This is a genomic window from Nonomuraea polychroma (assembly GCF_004011505.1).
In the GTDB taxonomy this organism is placed as follows: Bacteria; Actinomycetota; Actinomycetes; order Streptosporangiales; family Streptosporangiaceae; genus Nonomuraea; species Nonomuraea polychroma.
In genome coordinates, this window is sequence record NZ_SAUN01000001.1 from 6,236,485 (window position 1) to 6,255,291 (window position 18,807).

The following is an 18,807-nucleotide window of genomic DNA, read 5'->3' on the forward strand; positions in this document are numbered from 1 at the left end:
TTGATCACAATAGCGTCACGGTGCCCGCCGCGCCGTTCACTTCGATCTCCTGGCCCGTGGTGATGCGGTGGGTGGCGTCGGGGACGCCGACGACGGCGGGGATGCCGTACTCGCGGGCCACCACCGCGCCGTGCGACATCGCGCCGCCCATCTCCATGACGAGGCCGCCGGCCGTCAGGAACAGCGGCGTCCAGCCGGGGTCGGTGGACGGGCAGACGAGGATCTCGCCCGGCTCCAGGTGCGCGCCGACCGGGTCGAGCACCACCCTGGCCATGCCGGCGACGGTGCCCGCCGAGGCCGCCGTGCCGGTCAGCGCGCCGTCCGCGGCGGCCACCGCCAGCGCCTCGGGCTCGGTGCCGTCGGACAGCAGCACGCGGGGCACGTGCCTGCGCCGCTGCTCCTGCACGTACGCCGCCCGCCGCTCGGCCACCACCTCCCGCAGGTCGCCTCCGTCCAGCGCGGCCCTGACCTCGCGCAGGTCCAGGAAGAACACGTCCTCGGCCGCGGCGAGCACGCCGAGCCCCACGAGGTGCTCGCCGACCGCGAGCAGGCTGTGCCGTACCGCGGCGAGCGTCTTGACCAGGTAGAACTTGGGCAGCTCACGCAGGCCGGCGAACTTCCTGGTGCGCCGGAGCCCGAACCTCGCCACGGCGCCCCGCCAGCGGGCCCTGCGCCGGGCCTGCCGCACCACGTGGGCGCTGGCGGCCTGCGCCTGCTCGGCGCCCTTGGCGAACAACGCGGCGGGGGCGAGGTCGGCGCCGCCGTCCATGCGCAGGTAGTTGGCCAGCACGCCGAGGATGTGCGCGGGCTCTTCCGACCAGCGGGGCACGCCGAGGTCGATCTCCGCGACGCCGCGGTGGCCGTACGTGTCCAGGAACGCGGCGATCTCGCGCTGCGCGACGGGCGGCAGGCCGCCCTGCTGGTAGCGGCGGACCAGCTCGGCGACCGGGAGCTCCTTGAACGGCTCCGGCTCGATACGGGTGGCCAGGTCCCACAGCTCCAGGTCCATCTCCGTGGTCGGGTTGTGCGGGACGCTGCGCAGCACGTCCTGCATCTCGGCCAGCGGCACGCCCGACAGCTTGGATGCCAGCGCGAACAGGCCGTACCCGGTGATCACGATGGGCATGATCGAGATGATGGCGGGGAAGGTGCCGGCCAGCATGCGCTCGGCGTGATCCAGCCGCTGTGCGGGGGTCGCGGAATCGGGCACCTGAAGCCGCTTGTCGAGCTCTTCGCCGAGCCGGGCGGCGTAGGCCAGGGCTTTGTCCGGCCTGGTCAGGGCCATCAGGACACGCGAGGGGGCGTGGACGCGCCGGGCGAAGCGCGCGACGGCGCGCAGGAACGGGCGGGGGGAGGTGTGGACGAGCGACAGGCGCGGGTCCTCGACCAGCCGCTCCATGACGGTGGCGGTGCGGGCCTCGCCGAGCGTCAGCGCGCGCGGGAGGATGGCGCGGCCGGGGCGGCTGCGTACGGCGGTGGTGATGTCGAGCCACAGGCGCTGCCCCGAGACGAACGCGAAGGGCGCGCCGTCGAGCGGGTCGGCGGGGCCGTAGCCGGGCAGGCCGGCGGCACCGCCGCTGATCAGCTTGAACGCCGACAGGCCGAGCGGCGTGATCGGCCCCATCACGCCTTGGACGACGTTGACCGAGAAGTAGACCCGCAGCCCCGGCCTCGTGGTCTCGGGGAGCGGGTAGAGGGTGGTGATCGGCCTGGCCTGGGTGAGCCAGAGCGTGCCGTCCCCGTCGACGGCCCATTCGGTGTCCTGCGGCGCGCCGTAGTGATCCTCGACCCGGCGGCCCAGCTCGGCCAGCGCGAGGACTTGGGCGTCGGTCAGGCAGAGGCCGTCGTGGGCGGTCTCGACACGCTCGGTCCCGCCGCCAGGGAGGGAGCGAATCGCCAGTTTCTTGTCGCCGGCGTGGCGTTCGAGGATCGCGCCGCCGTAGACGACGAAGCGGTCGGGGTTGACGGCGCCGGAGACGACGGCCTCGCCCAGCCCGGGACTGGCGTCGATGACGGTCTCGCGCCGCCGGCCGGTGACCGGGTTCGCGGTGAACATCACGCCGGCGACCTGGGCGTCCACCATGACCTGGACGACCACCGCGAGGCGCACGGCGGCGTGGTCGATGCCGTTGGACTCGCGGTAGGCCACGGCGCGGTCGGTCCAGAGGGAGGCCCAGCAGCGGCGTACGGCGTCGACCACGGCGTCGGCGCCCACGACGTTGAGGTAGGTCTCCTGCTGCCCGGCGAAGCTGGCGAACGGCAGGTCCTCGGCCGTGGCCGACGAGCGCACCGCCACCGGGACGTCGGGGCCGAGCGCGGCGTAGTGCTTCACGATCGCCTCGTGCACGGCGGCCGGCACCGGCGCCTCGAGCAGGTGCCGCCGCGCGCGCTCGGCCAGCCCGTCGCCGCTGGTCTCCAGCCCGGTGGCGACCTGACGGTACGCCTCCGTCGTGAGCACCCAGCCGGGCGGCACGGGCAGCCCGGCCCTGGTCAGCTCGCCGAGGTTGGCGGCCTTTCCGCCCACCTCGGCCAGCATCCCGGCGTCGATCTCGGAGAAGTCCAGTGCCGTGTTCATCGAATGCACTCCCGCCGTCAGCGTCCTGTCACCCAGTCTGACGCTTTCCCGGCAGAAATTCAACACGTGATGAACTCCGGATCAGAGCCCCAGGGGCACGCCGTCGAGGTCCCATTCCGGCGCGATCGGCACTCCCAGTGCCGCCAGCGCCATCGGCGCCACGTCGACCAGGCGTGGCGTGCCGAGCGAGCGCCCGCCGAGGTCCTCGCCCAGCCGGCCGGCGATCACGAAGACCGTGCGCTCCTCGTCCGACGTGCCGCCGTGGCCGCCCTCGTCCACGTGACCGTGGTCGGTGGTGACGACCACGGTCCAGCGCTCGTCCGGGTACGACCGCCGCGTGCGGATCGTGTCGAGCAGCCGGCCGAGGTACGCGTCCTGGGCCTGGAGCGCGGCGGCATACTCGGGGCAGTGGGGGCCGAGGTCGTGGGCCACCTCGTCGGTGTCGCCCAGGTACACGAACACGGCGCCGGGGTCGTCCTGCGCCAGGTGCCGCTCGGCCGCCTCCGTCACCTGCTTGTCGGCCTCCGCCCAGCCCACCGTGTAGCCGTCCAGCACGAACCGGTGGTCGATGGCCGGGCCGAAGGCGCCGTGCTCGGCGAGCGCCGCCCACGAGAAGAACGCGGAGGTGACGAGGTCAGGCCGAGCATTCTTCGCACGAGTCAGGAAGTCCGGAAATTTCTGGAACTGTGGGTCGGCGAAACCGTTGTCTACGATGCCGTGTTTGTCGGGCCAGACCCCCGTCGCGATGGACGACCAACCGGGCCCCGAGTCGGTGCGGGACTTGATGACCCGGCCGCCGTCTCCCGGCTCGGGGCTCTTGGGCACGACCTCGCCGGGCGACTCCGTACGCGGCGCGCCGGCCTCGCCGTACGGGAGCAGGCTGGTGCCGTACGCGCCGGTGGACATCAACGCGGTCAGCACGGGGGCGCCCGACGCGGCGAGCAGGTCGAACCGCAGGCCGTCCATCCCGACGACCAAGACTTTGTTCTGAGGTAGGGGCATCCCCCTATCTAAGCGGCGAACCTCCGCACCCAGTCAGCGGCTCCCGGCAGGATCTCCTCGACCGGCGCGACCTGCGGATACCACGTCCGCTCCCACTCCAGCGAGACCCACCCGTCGTAGCCGGCCCCGCGCAGCAACGCGCCCGCCTCCTCCAGCGGCACGGACCCGGTCCCCATCGGCACCGGCGTCGTGTCCTGCGCCGAGACCGCGTCCTTGACCTGGACATAGGACAGGTACGGGCCGATCGCGGCCAGCGAATCGGCCGGGGACTCACCGTGCCGCCACGGGTGCAGCAGGTCCCAGATCGCTCCCGTCGTGTCCGGGCAGCCCGCCTCGGCCAGCAGCCCGGCCACGGCCGTGCAGGTGGCCATGCTGTCGTGCGTCTCGACGAGCACGCGGCGGCCGAGCGCGGCGGTCGTGCCGGAGACCGCCTTCAGCCTCCGGGCGCCGACGGACGGGTCGTCGCCGCGCGGGAACACCCGCACCGCGGCCGCGCCCAGGTCGGCGGCGAGGCGCAGGTCGGCGAGGAGCGCCTCCAGGACCGGCTCGTCCGGCCCCGGCTCGCAGATGCCGACATATCCCGCGAGAGCGGAGATCTCCAGGCCCGCGCGCTCCACCCGCTCCCGCACCGAACGCCGCTCCGCCGAGTCCAGCCCGGCGTGCACCCCGGTGTCCGGGTGCAGACGCAGCTCCAGCCCCTGGCAGCCGTGCCGGCTCGCGATCTCGATCGCCCGGTCGAGGTCCTCGCCGGGCATCCCCAGCGTGCTGACCGCCAGCCTCACTTCAACCTCCGTACGCTCTCACGCAACACGACCTCGCCGGCGACCTTCTCGACGACGACCGCGTCCTCCTCGCCCAGCGCCAGCTCCAGCGCCCGCGCTCCCATGTCCTTCAACGGCAGCCGCACGGTGGTCAGTGCCGGCACGTGATCCCGCAGGGTGACGATGTCGTCGAACCCGGCCACCGACACGTCCTCGGGCACCCGGATCCCGCGCTCGCGGTAGGCCGCCAGCGCCCCGACCGCCATCACGTCGTTGACCGCGAACACGCACGTCGTGTCCGTGCCCACCTGCTGGGCGGCCGCGTATCCGCCGTCGCGGTCGAACGGCCCGTGGATCACGTCCGGCGCCGGCAGCCCCAGCTCCTCCAGCGCCCCGGCGAATCCGGCGCAGCGGTCGGCGGCGGTCACCAGGTGCGGGGGCCCGGCGAGCACCGCGAAACGGGTGTGCCCGAGTCCGGCCAGCGCGCGTGCCAGCTCCGCCGCACCCTCGCGGTTGGCGGGCGCGACGGTGTCCACGCCGAGCAGATCCTGTCCGACGCAGGCGGCCCGGCCACCGCCCGACCGGTAGCGGGCCAGCTCGTCGCGGAGGCGCCCGGTGACGGCCGGGTCGGCCACCCGGGAGCCGACCAGGAGCACGGCCCGCACGCGCTGGGCGTTGAGCGTGGCCACGTAGGCGATCTCCTGCTCGGGGTCGCGATGCGTGGTGCCCACCATGACCAGCAGGCCCTCGGTGGCCGCCGCCCGCATCGCACCGTCGGCCAGGGCCGCGAAGTAGGGGTCCGTCAGGTCGTGCACGACGATGCCGATGACGTTGCCGGCTCCGCGGGCCAGCGTCTGGGCGGCGATGTTGGCCCGGTAACCCAGCTCGTCGGCGGCCTGCTCGACGCGGGCCCGCAGGGCTGCGCCCACCTGGCGGGTGCTGCCGTTGAGCACCCGCGAGGCGGTCGCGAGCGAGACGCCCGCCTGCCTGGCGACGTCCTCAAGCGTGACCACGAGACCTCCCGGAAAGCGGTTTCCAAGTGTGCCAGAACAACACCTGGCTCCGCATCCTTCCACGTCCGGGGGCCCAGGACGACAGAAGGCCCCCGCGCAGGACATCCACCGGTCCTGCGTCAGGTCACCAGGGGAAGAGGATGTCGAGCAGTCCCTTCCGCTCCTCTTGCGTCGGCGTCGGCGCGGGCGCCTGGGTCGTGGGCTGCTGAGCGGGGGGCTGGCTGCTGGACTGCGGCGGCGTCGGCTGCGACTGCTGCCTGCTGTCCGACTGCTCGTTCTGGGGCCCGGTGTCCGTGTCGGTGTCCTGCATCTGGTTCACCGGCGGCCTGGTGGCCCGGCTGCTGGGCTTCGTGGTCGGCTCGCCGCCGCGGGTGGTGGACGTGGGACGCGAGGACGGCTCGCGCGTCGGCCGCGTCCGCTGGTTCGTCCCCGGAGGGTTTTCGGACTCGGTATCGGACGGCTCAGCGGTGTCCGTATTGTCGGGCTCGGGGGTGGCCTCCTCCGTCGGCGTGTCCTCGGGAGCCGCGGAATCCGTGGGCGTGGTCACCTCGCCGGCACTGGCGCACTGACCGCCCTGGCACGGGTCGTCCGACGAGGTGCCGGTGAGCATGAACCCGGCCCCCACGCCGACCAGCACCACCGCGGCCGCCGCCACCAGCAGCTTCCTGGTGCGCCGCCGCACCTCGCGGTCGCCGCCCGAGCGCCCGTCGTGGGAGTCGTCGGTCCATCCCGAGCCGAGGAAACCGCGCTTGGTCTGCTCCTCCTCGCGATCGTCGGGCCCCGGCTCGTAGCCCCGGTCGAGCGGCAGGTACGGAGCCGAGTCGTCCACACGGTGCGGCCCGCTGTGCTCCGACAGCGAGTCATACGGATCACCGGGGGCCCCGAGCACGTCATGGGGACCGCTGTGGCCGCCGAGCACGTCGTGGGAGCCACCGGGATCGCCCAGCACGTCATAGGAGCGGCCGTGGTCGCCGAGAACGTCATGGGGACCGCTGAGGCCGCCGAGGTCCTGAGGATCACTGGGGCCGCTCAGCAGGTCGTGCGAGGTCGGCGGGACGTCGTCGAGCACGTCACGCGGGGCGTCGCCCAGCAGCAGCGGGTCGCCGGTCAGCGAGCCCTTGTCGGGCGGCAGGATGTAGGTCTCGTTGCCGACGACCTGAATGGCGGGTTGCTCATCGGTGTCATCGGTGCTCCACCGCGGCGACAGCACGTCACCCGTCAACTCGGGGTTTGACGACCTACCCTGCCCATCCTCGAATGGCCTGTCGTTCTCGTCGCGCGCCACGATGGAACCTCTCTAGTACGAATACGGACCGCGCCCCTTCCTAGCAGACCCGACCATCAGTTGTCCGGAAATTTCACCTGTTTCGCTAAAAACACGTTAAGTAACATTCGTCACTTAGTGTTCTTGTGCCACTTCAGGCGGTATTCCAGCCGGCGGTCAGGGGATCAGGCCGTCGAGCAGGTCACCGAGCGCCGACTTCACCTGCTCGATCCCCACCCCGCACTCCCGCATCCGGTACGCCAGCAACGGCGCGGCCAAAGGCGCCAGCAACGCGTCCGCCAGGCACGCGGCATCGGCATCCGGCCGCAGCTGCGCGATCAGCATCGCGAGGTGCCGGTGATAGGCGTCATAGGCGCCGCCGAAGCGGGCGAACGGCCCGGCCGTCTCCGCCATGAGCAGCAGGTCGAGCTGCTCGACCGTCCGCTCAGCGAGCGCGTCGAGGAACGCGCGCGCCCGCGCGGCGGGCTCGGCGCCGGGGCCGAGCGGCGGCGGCCCTTCGATGAAGGCGGACTGGAACTCGCGTTCCCGCCGGTCGATCAGCGCGTACGCCAGCCCGGAACGATCTCCGAAGCGCCGGTAGAGCGTGCCGACGCCGACCCCGGCCGCCGCGGCCACGTCCGCCATCGACAGGCCGCTCACCCCCCGGGCGGCGACGATGGCCTCGGCCGCGGCGAGGATCTTCGCGCGGTTGCGAGCCGCGTCGGTGCGCTCGCGTCTCATGGTCTCCGCCCTCCCGCCGTCCCCGGAGCTCTCTGACGATCGATCGATCTCCCATCTTGGCACCGCTTGCATGCGGAACGCATTCCGCTTACAGTCGAATCCGGAACACATTCCGCTTCATCGGGAGGACGCATGGTACGCAAGGTCGCTCTGGTCACGGGCGGAAGCAGGGGAATCGGCGCGGCCGTCGCGCGGCGGCTGGCGGGCGACGGGTTCGACGTGGCGATCACGTACCGAAGCGCCGTCGACCGGGCTGCCGCCGTGGTCAAGGAGATCGAGGCGGCCGGCGGGCGCGCACTCGGCGTGCGCGCGGAGGCCGCCGACGCCGGCGCGCTGGTCGAGGCGGTGGAGCGGACGGTGCGGGAGCTGGGCAGGCTCGACGTGGTGGTGAGCAACGCCGGGATCGCGCCGTACGGGGCGTTGGAGGAGGTCACGCTCGACGAGGTGGACCGGCTGCTGGCGGTGCACGCGCGGGCGGCGTTCGTGCTCGCGCAGGCGGCCGCCCGGCACATGGGGCGGGGAGGAAGGGTCGTGCTCATCGGCAGCAGCCTGGCCGAGCGGGTGCCGTACGCGGGCTGGACGGCGTACGCGATGAGCAAGTCGGCGCTGATCGGCCTGGCCAAGGGCCTGGCCAGGGACCTCGGACCGCGCGGCATCACCGCCAACCTGGTCAACCCCGGCTCCACCGACACCGACATGAACCCGGCCGGCGCACCGGAGGCGGATGAGGAGCGGCGTTACACCGCGCTCGGCACGTACTGCTCCCCCGACGACATCGCCGCCACCGTCGGCCACCTGGCCGGGGAGGGCGGGCGCCACATCACGGGCGCGTCGATCCCGGTCGACGCGGGCGTCACGGCCTGAGGGTCACAGGCAGGGGTTCGTGGTCGAGTCGACCACCTTGTCCTTGAGCGAGTCCGGGATGGCGGACTGCACGCGCACGCCGGGCCAGTCCGCTCCGATCACGAGCTGCACGATCGGGCCGTCGGGCAGCTGGGCGACCTTGGACTCGTACGGCTGGGTGTTGACCGGCTTGACCTTGCCCGCCACCGGGGTGCGCTTGTCCTTGGACAGCCGGGCGGCCACCGCCTCGGCATAGGCCGGGCCGTCCTGGGCGTCCTTCTTCGCGTAGCGGATCGCGGTGGTCGCGGTCGTGGGGGCGTTGCCCACCTCGATGACGGCGAAGCCCTGGGCGGCCAGCTCGTCGGCCACCTGGACGGCCTTGCCCTGCTCGCCGGTGCCGTTGAGCACCTGGACGCGCACCTGCTCGTGCTCGATCTTCGGCGTGGCGGACGTGCCGGGGGTGGGGGTGGCGGTGACCTCGTCGTCGTTGCGCACCGCCTCGAAGAAGTTCTTCGCGGCCGGCTGGCTGAACTGCACCCGGTTCTTGTCCGCCGGATACGCCTCGACGGGCACCGTGATGCCCTTGAGCTCCTTGGCCGTCAGACCCCTGACGCTGGTGGCGATCTCCAGCATCCGGTCCAACGTCAGCCCGGTGTCCACCGTGACCGCGGCGGCCGCCGAGCGGAGGAAGTCGTTCAGCCTGACGGGGTTGGTGAGCAGGCCGCCATCGGTGACCTTCTTCACCACCTGGTTGAGGAACACCTGCTGACGCTGGATCCTGCTCAGGTCACTGCCGTCGCCCAGCGCGTAGCGGGTGCGGACGTACCCGAGGGCCTGCTCGCCGTTGACCACGTGCTTGCCGGCGGGGAGCACCAGCTTCGCCTTGGGGTCGTTGACCGGCGTGGGCAGGCAGATCTCGATGCCGCCGAGGGCGTCGATGATGCCCTTGAAGCCGGTGAAGTCGACCTTGACGAAGTGGTTGATCTTGATATTGGTGAGCGACTCGAGCGTCTTGACCGTGCAGTTGATGCCGCCGTCGTTGAAGGCGGAGTTGATCTGCTTGACTCCGCCGGGGAGCACGGCGCCGTTCCTGCCCTGACACTCGGGGACCATGACCATGGAGTCGCGGGGAAAGCTGATCACGGTTGCCTTGTCCCGATTCGGAGAGATGTGCAGCAACATGATCGTGTCGGTGCGCTCCCCCAGCCCCTGCGACTTGGGACCGTACTGCTTGTTGTCGCCCTCACGGGAGTCAGAGCCCACGAGCAGCACGTTGAGCGCACCGGTCTCCGGCGGCCGGCTGTGCCCGGGATCGAAGGGCAGGCGGGGTATGGCCCCCTCGATGCTGCGGTAGTACGCGTACGCACCGAGCGTGGTGGCCACCAGCACGAGCGTCAGCGCCACGCTCACCCAGCCCAGAGGCGTCAGAGGGTTCCTGCGCGGCCGGGGGTCGAGCTTCCCGGCACGACGCGGCCCGGGAGCGACACGCGGCTCGCGCACCACGTCGCCAGGCCGCCCTCTCACGCGGTCCACCCCCTGCGTCATGATCGCGAAGCATAGTCACCAAGAGGGGTCCCCGACGGCATATCACGCTTCTGTACCGATGCCCCACGCTCAGTTCGCCCCTCTGCGGCCGCGCAGACTATGACCTTTCCGCCACTCCTCCATCACCGGAGGCCGTGGGACGCAGACTAGTTACTCGCGAGTAGCATAAGCATGGAACCCCTTCCAGCAACGAGGAGCGAATCCGTGCCTTCCTCTCGTGACGTCGTGTTCGTCGACGGCGTGCGCACGCCTTTCGGCAGGTCAGGGCCGAAGGGACTGTACGCCGAGACCCGCGCCGACGACCTGGTCGTCCGTGTCATCCGCGAGCTCATCAGGCGTAATCCCAACCTGCCACCCGAGCGTGTGGACGAGGTCGCCATCGCCGCGACCACGCAGATCGGCGACCAGGGCCTGACCATCGGCCGGGCCGCGGCCGTGCTGGCCGGGCTGCCCAAGAGCGTGCCCGGCTACGCGATCGACCGCATGTGCGCCGGCGCGATGACCGCGGTCACCACGGTCGCGGGCGGCATCGCGTTCGGCGCGTACGACGTGGCCATCGCGGGCGGCGTCGAGCACATGGGCCGCCACCCGATGGGCGAGGGCGTCGACCCGAACCCGCGCTTCCTGTCGGAGAAGCTGGTCGACCCGAGCGCACTGGTCATGGGCATGACCGCGGAGAACCTGCACGACCGCTATCCGGGGATCGGCAAGGAGCGGGCGGACGCGTACGCGGTGCTGTCGCAGGAGAAGGCGGCCAAGGCCTACGCCGACGGCAAGATCCAGCCCGATCTGGTGCCGACCGCGATCAGGACGGCCGAGAAGGGCTGGGGCCTGGCCGTCGAGGACGAGGCGCCGCGGCCGGGCACCACGATGGAGGGGCTGAGCGCGCTCAAGACGCCGTTCCGGCCGCACGGCAACGTCACGGCGGGCAACTCCTCCGGCATCAACGACGGCGCCACCGGCTGCATCGTGGCCGCCAAGGACGCCGCCGAGGAGCTGGGGCTGGCGCCGAAGATGCGGCTGGTGTCGTACGCGTTCGCGGGCGTCGATCCCGAGGTCATGGGCGTGGGCCCGATCCCGTCCACGGAGCGGGCGCTCCGCCTGGCGAATCTCGATATTTCGGATATCGGGCTGTTCGAGATCAACGAGGCGTTCGCCGTACAGGTCCTGGCGTTCCTCGACCACTTCGGCATCGCCGACGACGACCCCCGCGTGAACCCCTACGGCGGCGCGATCGCCTACGGCCACCCGCTCGCCTCCTCGGGCGTGCGGCTGATGACGCAGCTCGCCCGGCAGTTCGGCGAGCGTCCCGACGTGCGTTACGGCATCACCACGATGTGCGTCGGCATGGGCATGGGCGGCACTGTGATCTGGGAGAACCTGGCGTGAGCAACGTAGACAACTGGCGGGCGCTGCTGAGCGACCGCAACACCGACGAAGTCGTCACCAAGGCACTGGTGCGGGACGTGCAGCTCCCGTACGGCGCGGGCACGATGGCGCTGATCACGCTGGACAACGGCTTCGACCACACCAAGCCCAACACCTTCGGCCCGCACGGCCTGCTGGCGCTCAACGGGGCGCTGTCGGAGATCGCCGAGCGCACGGACCTGGCCGCGGTCGGCGTGACGGGCAAGCCCTTCATCTTCGCCGTCGGCGCCGACCTCAAGGGCGCGGCCCAGGTGGCCTTCCGCGAGGAGGCGCTGGCCATCGGCGCGCTCGGCCACCACGTCTTCCGACGGCTGGGCGAGCTGCCGATCCCGTCGTTCGCGTTCGTCAACGGCGCGGCCATGGGCGGCGGGCTGGAGGTGGCCCTGCACTGCACGTACCGGACGATCTCCTCCGGCGTGCCGGCGGTGGCGCTGCCGGAGTGTTTCCTCGGCCTGGTGCCGGGCTGGGGCGGCACGCAGTTGCTGCCGCGCTTGATCGGCCCGGCGAACGCGATCAAGCTGATCATCGAGAACCCGCTCGCGCAGAACCGCATGATCAAGGGCAAGGACGCCTTCGAGCTCGGCGTCGCGGATGCGATGTTCGAGCCGGCCGACTTCCTGGAGGAGTCGCTGCGCTGGGCCGCGCGCGTGCTCCAGGGCGAGGTGAGCGTCGAGCGCCGCTCCCACGACGGCTGGGAGAAGGCCGTCGCCGACGCCCGCTTCCTGGTGGACATGAAGCTGCGCGGCGCCTCCCCCGCCCCCTACCGGGCGCTCGACCTGATCGCCCTGGCCGAGGCCGCCACCCGCGACGAGGGCTTCGCCGCCGAGGACGAGGCGCTGGCCGACCTGCTGATGGGCGACGAGCTGCGGGCCGGGCTCTACTCCTTCGACCTGGTGCAGCGCCGGGCCAAGCGGCCCGCGGGCGCGCCGGACAGGTCGCTGGCCCGCAAGGTCACCAAGGTCGGCATCGTCGGCGCGGGGTTGATGGCCTCGCAGATGGCGCTGCTGTTCGCGCGCCGCCTCGAGGTGCCCGTCGTCATGACCGACCTCGACCAGGCCAGGCTCGACAAGGGTGTGGAGTACGTACGCGCCGAGGTCGGCAAGCTCCTCGCCAAGGGCCGCGTCAGCGCGGACCAGGCCAACCGGCTCACGGCCCTGGTGACCGGGTCGCTGACCAAGGACGCCTTCGCCGACGCCGACTTCGTGATCGAGGCCGTGTTCGAGGACATGGCGGTCAAGAAGCAGGTGTTCCGCGAGGTCGAAGCGGTCGTGCAGCCGACGTGCGTGCTCGCCACGAACACCTCCTCGTTGTCGCTGACCGAGATGGGCGCCGAGCTGGAGCACCCCGAGCGGCTGGTCGGGTTCCACTTCTTCAACCCGGTCGCCGTCATGCCGCTGCTGGAGATCATCAAGGGCGCCGCGACCGACGACGCCACGCTGGCCACGGCGTTCGCCGTCGGAAAGTCGCTGAAGAAGTCGTCGGTGCTGGTCAAGGATGCTCCGGCGTTCGTGGTCAACCGGCTGCTGACCTGCTTCATGGGCGAGGTCGTCGCGGCCGTGGACGAGGGCACGCCGCTGGAGGTGGCCGAGCACGCGCTCGACGGGCTCGGCCTGCCGATGACGCCGTTCGCGCTGCTGCAGCTCGTCGGCCCGGCGGTCGGCCTGCACGTGGCCGAGACCCTGCACGAGGCGTTCCCCGACCGCTTCGGCGTCTCGGAGAACATGGCCAAGCTGGTCGCCGCGGGCAAGCCGGGCGTCTACCGCCCCGACTTCACGCTCGACCCGGAGGCGGTGGCGCTCTTCGCGGGCGGCACCGCGCCCTCCACCGCCGAGCAGGTACGCGAGCGCGTGCTCACGGCCCTGGCCAAGGAGATCCGCATCATGCTCGACGAGGGCGTGGTCGCGGCGCCGCAGGACATCGACCTGTGCATGATCCTCGGCGCCGGCTGGCCGTTCCACCTGGGCGGCATCACGCCTTATCTGGACAGGACCGGCATCGCCCAGCCGCGATTCCTTCCTCCGGGTGTGGCCTCGCTCCCCGCCTGATTCTTTGCGGGGGCCCGACCAGGGCCCCCGCTTTTCATGACCTTCACCTCCGTAGCGTTTGGTGCCGCACGACGAACGGAGGGTAATCATGATGCGAACGATCGGCACGATCGCGCTCTGCGCGGCGTTCCTGGCGTCCTCGTCCCCCGCCGCACAGGCGGCCCGCCCACCCAAGGGCAAACTGAAGATCGCGATTGCCGTGAAGGACGGCCCCACGCGGGGCGGCACGCTCCACTGCGGTCCCGACGGCGGCACCCACCCGCACCCGCGCGCGGCCTGCGACGTGGTCCGCAAGGTCGGGGGCGACTTCAACAAGATCCACGTCCCGGCCGACGAGACCTGCGGCGAGGAGGTCAAGCCGTACGCGGTGGTGATCACGGGCACCTGGCGCGGCAAGAAGGTGCAGTGGAGCAAGGGGTACCGCAACTTCTGCGTGATGCAGGCGGCGGGCGGGAAGCTGCTCTCCTGACCGACGAGGGGTGGGCTAGCGCCCGCCCTTCACGGGCGCGGCGGTCCTGCTGTGCCAGTAGCTGTAGCCGAAGTAGATGACCACGCCGATGACCATCCAGATCACGAACCGCAGCCAGGTCTCGACCGGCAGGTTCAGCATCAGGTAGAGGCAGGCCAGCACGGACAGGACCGGCAGCACCGGCACGAACGGCGCGCGGAACGCCCGGGGCAGGTCCGGCCGGGTGCGCCTGAGGATCATCACGCCGATCGAGACCACCACGAACGCGAACAGCGTGCCGATGTTCACCAGCTCGGCCAGCTCGCCGAACGACACGAACCCGGCCAGCGCCATCGTCACCACGCCGATCACGACGGTGAGCCTGGCCGGCGTGCCGAACCGGGGGTGGACCGTCGCCAGCGAGCGCGGCATCAGCCCGTCGCGCGACATCGCGAACAACACCCGGGTCTGGCCCAGCAGCAGCACCAGCACCACGGTCGTCAGGCCGGCGATCGCCCCCACGCTGATGATCGTGGCCAGCCACGCATGGCCGACCGAGATGAACGCGTCCGACAGCGGCGCCGTGACGCTGAGCTCGCTGTAGCGCTGCATGCCGACGACGACCAAGGACACGGCAACGTACAGGAACGTGCAGATGGCCAGCGAGCCGAGGATGCCGCGGGGCACGTCCCGCTGCGGCACGATGGTCTCCTCGGCGGCCGTGGCCACGATGTCGAAGCCGATGAAGGCGAAGAACACGATCGCCGCCGCGGAGAAGATCCCGATCACGCCGAACGCGACGGGCGTGATCCCGAACAGCACCTGGATCAGCGGCGCGTTCAGCCCTCCGACCTCCTCCGTCGGCACCGGCGCGGGGATGAACGGCGTGTAGTTCTCGGCCCGGATGAAGAACAACCCGGCCACGATGACCAGCAGCACCACCGTGACCTTGGTGATCACCAGGATGAGGTTGACCCGGGACGACAGCTTGATGCCGGCGACGAGGATGGCCGTGAGGATGGCGACGATGACGATGGCCGGCACGTTCACCACGGGGTCCTCACCGGCGATCGAGGTCGGCAGGGGAATGCCGAAGGAGGCCAGCATCGAGGCGAAGTAGCCCGACCAGCCGACCGCCACCACCGCCGCGGCCAGCGCCAGCTCCAGGATCAGGTCCCAGCCGATCACCCAGGCGGGGAACTCGCCGAGGGTGGCGAAGGCGAAGGTGTACGCCGACCCGGCCACGGGGATCGTGGAGGCGAACTCGGCGTAGCACAGGGCCGCCAGCCCGCAGACGATCCCCGCGATCACGAACGAGACGGCCACTGCCGGGCCGGCCGTCTGCTTGGCGACCTGCCCCGTGAGCACGAAGATGCCGGTGCCCACGATCACGCCGATGCCGAAGACCGTGAGGTCCGTGGCGGTCAGGCGTTTACGCAGCTGATGCTCGGGGTCCTCGGTGTCGCGGATGGACTGCTCGACGTTCTTCGTGCGAAAGATCTCCACGGCCAGTGATCCTTCCCTAACGCTAGGCGATCATGCGTTCATTCCTCGACAGGCACGGGTTTGCCGACGTTCCTGATGGTCTTGGCGGATCGGGGTAGCAGGGTGGGACTATGTCTCATGGTCTGCTCGACGCTCTGGCCAGGCAAGACCTCAGCATGGTGCTCCTGCTCCTGCTGATCTTCCTGACGCTGGACGCCTCGGTCGGGGTCGGCCTGGTCACGCCGGGCGACACCCTGCTGCTCGTCGCGGGCGCAACGGCGGGCAGCCCACCAGAAGTGCTGGCGCTGATCTGCACGGGCATGCTGGCCTGCTTCGCAGGTGCCTCGGGCGGTTATTTCCTCGGCCGCCGCTACGGCGACCAGGTGCGGCACAGCAGGCTGGGGAGGCGGGTCGGCGAAGCGCGATGGAAGCGCGCGGAGCGGTTGTTCGAGCGCCAGGGGTGGGCGCTGGCGCTGGCGTACTTCCTGCCGGTGCTGCACGCGCTGACCCCGGCTGTGGCGGGCACGGTCGGCATGCCGTACCGCACCTTCATGCCGTGGGCGATGGCCGGCAGCACGGCCTGGGTGGGCGCGTATGTCACGCTCGGCGCGGTGGCGGGCGGGGCGGCGCGGCAGCACGCGGAATGGTTGCTGCCGATCGCGGCCGCGGCGGTGATCATCGTGCTGGGGATCTCCGCCGCGGTCCGCAGGGTGGTCAATGGCGGGCCGGCTCCACGTGGGAGGTCCGCTTCGCGACCGCCTCGGTGATCTGGCGGGCGAGGTCCTGACCGGTCAGGCCGATCTTGCCGAGGATCGCGGCCCGCTTGGCGTGGTCGAGGAACTCCTGGGGGATGCCGTACGTGCGGACAGGCACGTCCACGTCGGCGTCGCGCAGCAGACGCGCCACGGCGTCGCCCACGCCGCCCACGCGGCCGTTGTCCTCCACGACGGCCACCAGCTTGTGCGCGCTCGCGGCCAGCACCAGCGCCTCGTCCAGCGGCTTGACCCAGCGCGGGTCGACGACGGTGGCCGCGATGCCCTGAGCGTCGAGCAGGACGGCCGCGTCCAGGCAGATCTGGGCCATCGGTCCCACCCCGACCAGCAGCACGTCGGGCTCGCCCTCAGGGGCGCGCAGCAGGTCCATCTCGCCCAGCTTGCCGACCGGCTCCACGGCCTCGGCCACCGGCCCCTTGGGGAAGCGCAGCACGGTCGGGCCGTCGGTGACCTCCACGGCCTCGCGCAGCAGCTCGGTGAGCCGGTCTCCGTCGCGCGGCACCGCGATCCTGAGCCCGGGCACCACCTGCAGGATGGACAGGTCCCACATGCCGTTGTGGCTCGCGCCGTCGTCCCCCGTGACGCCCGCACGGTCGAGCACGACCGTCACCGGCAGCCGGTGCAGGGCGACGTCCATGAGGAGCTGGTCGAAGGCCCGGTTGAGGAACGTGGCGTAGACGGCCACGACCGGGTGCATGCCGCCGAGCGCCAGGCCGGCGGCGCTGGTCAGCGCGTGCTGCTCGGCGATGCCCACGTCGTAGATGCGGTCGGGGTAGGCGTCGGCGAACGCGTTGAGCCCCGTAGGGTGCAGCATGGCCGCGGTGATCGCGACCAGGTCCTCGCGCTCCTTACCGAGCCTGACGAGCTCCTCGCTGAACACGTTGGTCCAGATGCGCCCCTTGGGCTTCTCCGCGCCCGTGGCCCGGTCGAAGGCGCCCGGCGAGTGGAACTGGTCCTCGTCGTGGTTTTCCGCCGGCGTGTAGCCGCGGCCCTTCTGCGTGACCGCGTGCACGATGACGGGGCCGCGGAAGTCGCGGGCCTTGTGCAGGGCCGCCTCCATGGCCTGCTCATCGTGGCCGTCGATGGGGCCGACGTATTTCAGCCCGAGGTCCTCGAACATGACCTGCGGCGCCAGCACGTCCTTCACGCCCTTCTTGACGCCGTGCAACGCGTCGTAGAGCAGCGGAACGTTCCCGATCTTGTCCTTGACGTAGTCGAGGAAGTCCTCATAGCGGCGGTTGACCCGCAGGGAGGACAGGTGGGAGGCGAGCCCGCCGATCGTGGGCGAGTAGGAGCGGCCGTTGTCGTTGACGACGATCACGACCGGCAGGTCCTCGCCTGCGGCGATGTTGTTGAGCGCCTCCCAGGCCATGCCGCCGGTCAGCGCGCCGTCACCGATCACCGCGACCACCGTGCGGTCGTGGTCACCGCGCAGCTTGAACGCCTTGGCCAGGCCGTCGGCGTAGGACAGCGCGGTCGAGGCGTGGGAGTTTTCCACGAAGTCGTGCTCGGACTCGGCCTGGCTCGGGTAGCCGGACAGGCCGCCCTCCTGCTTGAGCGCCGTGAAGCCGGAGGCCCGGCCGGTGAGGAGCTTATGGACGTAGGCCTGGTGACCGGTGTCCCAGACGATCGGGTCGCGCGGGGAGTCGAAGACGCGGTGCACAGCGATGGTGAGCTCGACCACGCCGAGGTTGGGGCCCAGATGGCCGCCGAATCTCGCGCATGAATCGACGAGCAGATCACGGATCTCCCCAGCGAGCTGTGACAGCTCCTCCGCGGCCAACCGTTTGACGTCGTCCGGTCCCTTGATCGAGCCCAGCAACCCGCTCACGGATCCGACTCCCCTCTGCTCTTGTTCGCCGACCACCCGAGTCTAGTTCGCGGACGCCTCACTGACTCCATCGAGTCAAATGCACCCACATATGTCCGATCTTGACCTAGTCTTTCGATACCTATGAACTCCGTCCCCATTAGCAAAGTTGTGGCACTCGTCGCCGCGCTTCTGGCGCTCGCCCTGGCGGCGGCCGGTCTGGTGCTCGTGCTCGCCGACGTGGCCACGACCTCGACGGAGTCCGCCAACGAGGGCCAGCAGATCGTCTCCCCGCCGGTCAAGGCCGCCGACAAGAAGCGGGCGGCGGCGCCGGGCAAGGCGCTGGCCACGGCTAACCCGCTCTACAAGACCGGGCGGCTGGCCGACGTGAAATGCTCGCCCGGCGAGCTGCCGCCCGGCAGCATGACGGCGTACCGGCGCTTCCTCACCCGCATCACGGCCTGCCTGAACAAGGCGTGGGGCATCCAGTTCCGCAGGGCCGGGCTGCCCTTCACCAAGCCCCGGCTGCGCATCATCACCAGCAAGGTCAAGACGCCCTGCGGCTCGTGGAACGCCGGCGCCGACGGCGTCTACTGCTCCACCGACCGGACCATGTACCTGATGATCAGCCGGGACCAGCTGCGCAACCCGTTCCCGCTGGGCATCACGCGGCTGATCGCGCACGAGTACGGGCACCACATCCAGCAGATCTCCGGCATCTGGAACTACTACTGGACGGCCAGGACAGGCACGACCAAGGCGCAGCGGCTCATGCTCTCTCGCCAGTCCGAGCTGCAGGCCGAGTGCTTCTCCTCGATCTTCATGCGTACGCTGCGTGACACACCGCTGGTCACCGACGCGGACTGGTCGTACACGGTGGACTGGTTCAGGAAGAACGGCGCCAAGGGGTGGCCGCAGAACGACCACGGCAAGGGGCCGACGCAGGCGGCCTGGATGACACGGGGCTTCAACCGCGGCACTCCGGGCTCGTGCAACACCTGGGCCGCAGCGTCCCGGAATGTCACCTGACGCCACGCTTTAATGTTCCTTTACCTGGAACCCCCTCTTTACTAG

At 70.9% G+C, this 18,807-nt stretch carries 15 protein-coding genes; 6 read left to right on the forward strand and 9 right to left on the reverse strand.

The features are described 5' to 3' along the window. Window positions 1-4 precede the first annotated feature (4 nt). The 6 genes from EDD27_RS28440 to EDD27_RS28465 all read right to left on the reverse strand — a co-directional run bounded on the left by EDD27_RS28440 (window position 5) and on the right by EDD27_RS28465 (window position 7,356). Window positions 5-2,575: a PEP/pyruvate-binding domain-containing protein gene (locus tag EDD27_RS28440; protein WP_127935108.1), complete on the reverse strand. Its 2,571-nt coding sequence runs from the start codon at window positions 2,573-2,575 to the stop codon at window positions 5-7. Window positions 2,576-2,656: 81 nt separating this feature from the next. Beyond that, the gene (locus EDD27_RS28445; RefSeq protein WP_206641693.1) at window positions 2,657-3,553 is read right to left on the reverse strand and encodes an alkaline phosphatase family protein; all 897 of its coding nucleotides are present in this window, start codon (window positions 3,551-3,553) and stop codon (window positions 2,657-2,659) included. 32 nt (window positions 3,554-3,585) lie between these two features. After that, complete coding sequence (locus tag EDD27_RS28450; protein ID WP_127935110.1) at window positions 3,586-4,359, reverse strand: sugar phosphate isomerase/epimerase family protein; 774 nt, start codon at window positions 4,357-4,359, stop codon at window positions 3,586-3,588. After that, the gene (locus EDD27_RS28455) at window positions 4,356-5,351 is read right to left on the reverse strand and encodes a LacI family DNA-binding transcriptional regulator (RefSeq protein ID WP_127935111.1); all 996 of its coding nucleotides are present in this window, start codon (window positions 5,349-5,351) and stop codon (window positions 4,356-4,358) included. The genes EDD27_RS28450 and EDD27_RS28455 overlap by 4 nt, the downstream gene beginning before the upstream one ends. A 124-nt stretch (window positions 5,352-5,475) precedes the next feature. Beyond that, a complete protein-coding gene (locus EDD27_RS28460) occupies window positions 5,476-6,573 on the reverse strand; it encodes a hypothetical protein (RefSeq protein ID WP_127935112.1) in 1,098 nt (365 codons plus the stop codon). A gap of 219 nt (window positions 6,574-6,792) precedes the next feature. Next, window positions 6,793-7,356, reverse strand: a complete 564-nt coding sequence (locus EDD27_RS28465; protein ID WP_127935113.1) for a TetR/AcrR family transcriptional regulator — start codon at window positions 7,354-7,356, stop codon at window positions 6,793-6,795. A gap of 132 nt (window positions 7,357-7,488) precedes the next feature. Here EDD27_RS28465 and EDD27_RS28470 point away from each other — a divergent pair, with 132 nt between their 5' ends. Beyond that, the gene (locus EDD27_RS28470) at window positions 7,489-8,220 is read left to right on the forward strand and encodes an SDR family NAD(P)-dependent oxidoreductase (RefSeq protein WP_127935114.1); all 732 of its coding nucleotides are present in this window, start codon (window positions 7,489-7,491) and stop codon (window positions 8,218-8,220) included. A gap of 3 nt (window positions 8,221-8,223) precedes the next feature. On the opposite strand, the gene EDD27_RS28475 is transcribed toward EDD27_RS28470, so the two are convergent. Continuing rightward, window positions 8,224-9,744, reverse strand: a complete 1,521-nt coding sequence (locus EDD27_RS28475) for an LCP family protein (protein WP_241564300.1) — start codon at window positions 9,742-9,744, stop codon at window positions 8,224-8,226. A gap of 225 nt (window positions 9,745-9,969) precedes the next feature. On the opposite strand from EDD27_RS28475, the gene EDD27_RS28480 reads away from it, so the two are divergent. The 3 genes from EDD27_RS28480 (at window position 9,970) to EDD27_RS28490 (ending at window position 13,686) form a co-directional block, all read left to right on the forward strand. After that, window positions 9,970-11,133 (forward strand): thiolase family protein, encoded by a 1,164-nt coding sequence (locus EDD27_RS28480; protein WP_206642217.1) that lies wholly within the window; start codon window positions 9,970-9,972, stop codon window positions 11,131-11,133. Then, entirely contained in the window at window positions 11,130-13,217 is a 2,088-nt protein-coding gene (locus tag EDD27_RS28485; RefSeq protein WP_127935116.1) for a 3-hydroxyacyl-CoA dehydrogenase NAD-binding domain-containing protein, read from the forward strand. Before EDD27_RS28480 ends, EDD27_RS28485 begins: the two co-directional genes overlap by 4 nt. An 88-nt stretch (window positions 13,218-13,305) precedes the next feature. Then, window positions 13,306-13,686, forward strand: a complete 381-nt coding sequence (locus EDD27_RS28490; protein ID WP_127935117.1) for an SSI family serine proteinase inhibitor — start codon at window positions 13,306-13,308, stop codon at window positions 13,684-13,686. A gap of 15 nt (window positions 13,687-13,701) precedes the next feature. Here the strand turns inward: EDD27_RS28490 and EDD27_RS28495 are convergent, their stop codons facing one another. Then, the gene (locus tag EDD27_RS28495; RefSeq protein WP_127935118.1) at window positions 13,702-15,171 is read right to left on the reverse strand and encodes an amino acid permease; all 1,470 of its coding nucleotides are present in this window, start codon (window positions 15,169-15,171) and stop codon (window positions 13,702-13,704) included. Window positions 15,172-15,281: 110 nt separating this feature from the next. On the opposite strand from EDD27_RS28495, the gene EDD27_RS28500 reads away from it, so the two are divergent. Beyond that, on the forward strand, window positions 15,282-15,917 hold the full coding sequence (locus EDD27_RS28500; RefSeq protein WP_127935119.1) for a DedA family protein: 636 nt from the start codon (window positions 15,282-15,284) through the stop codon (window positions 15,915-15,917). Here the strand turns inward: EDD27_RS28500 and dxs are convergent. Beyond that, window positions 15,865-17,745: a 1-deoxy-D-xylulose-5-phosphate synthase gene (dxs, locus tag EDD27_RS28505; protein ID WP_127941014.1), complete on the reverse strand. Its 1,881-nt coding sequence runs from the start codon at window positions 17,743-17,745 to the stop codon at window positions 15,865-15,867. The genes EDD27_RS28500 and dxs overlap by 53 nt on opposite strands. Window positions 17,746-17,904: 159 nt before the next feature. Between dxs and EDD27_RS28510 the strand changes: the two genes are divergently transcribed. Beyond that, complete coding sequence (locus EDD27_RS28510) at window positions 17,905-18,762, forward strand: neutral zinc metallopeptidase (RefSeq protein WP_127935120.1); 858 nt, start codon at window positions 17,905-17,907, stop codon at window positions 18,760-18,762. Window positions 18,763-18,807 lie beyond the last annotated feature (45 nt).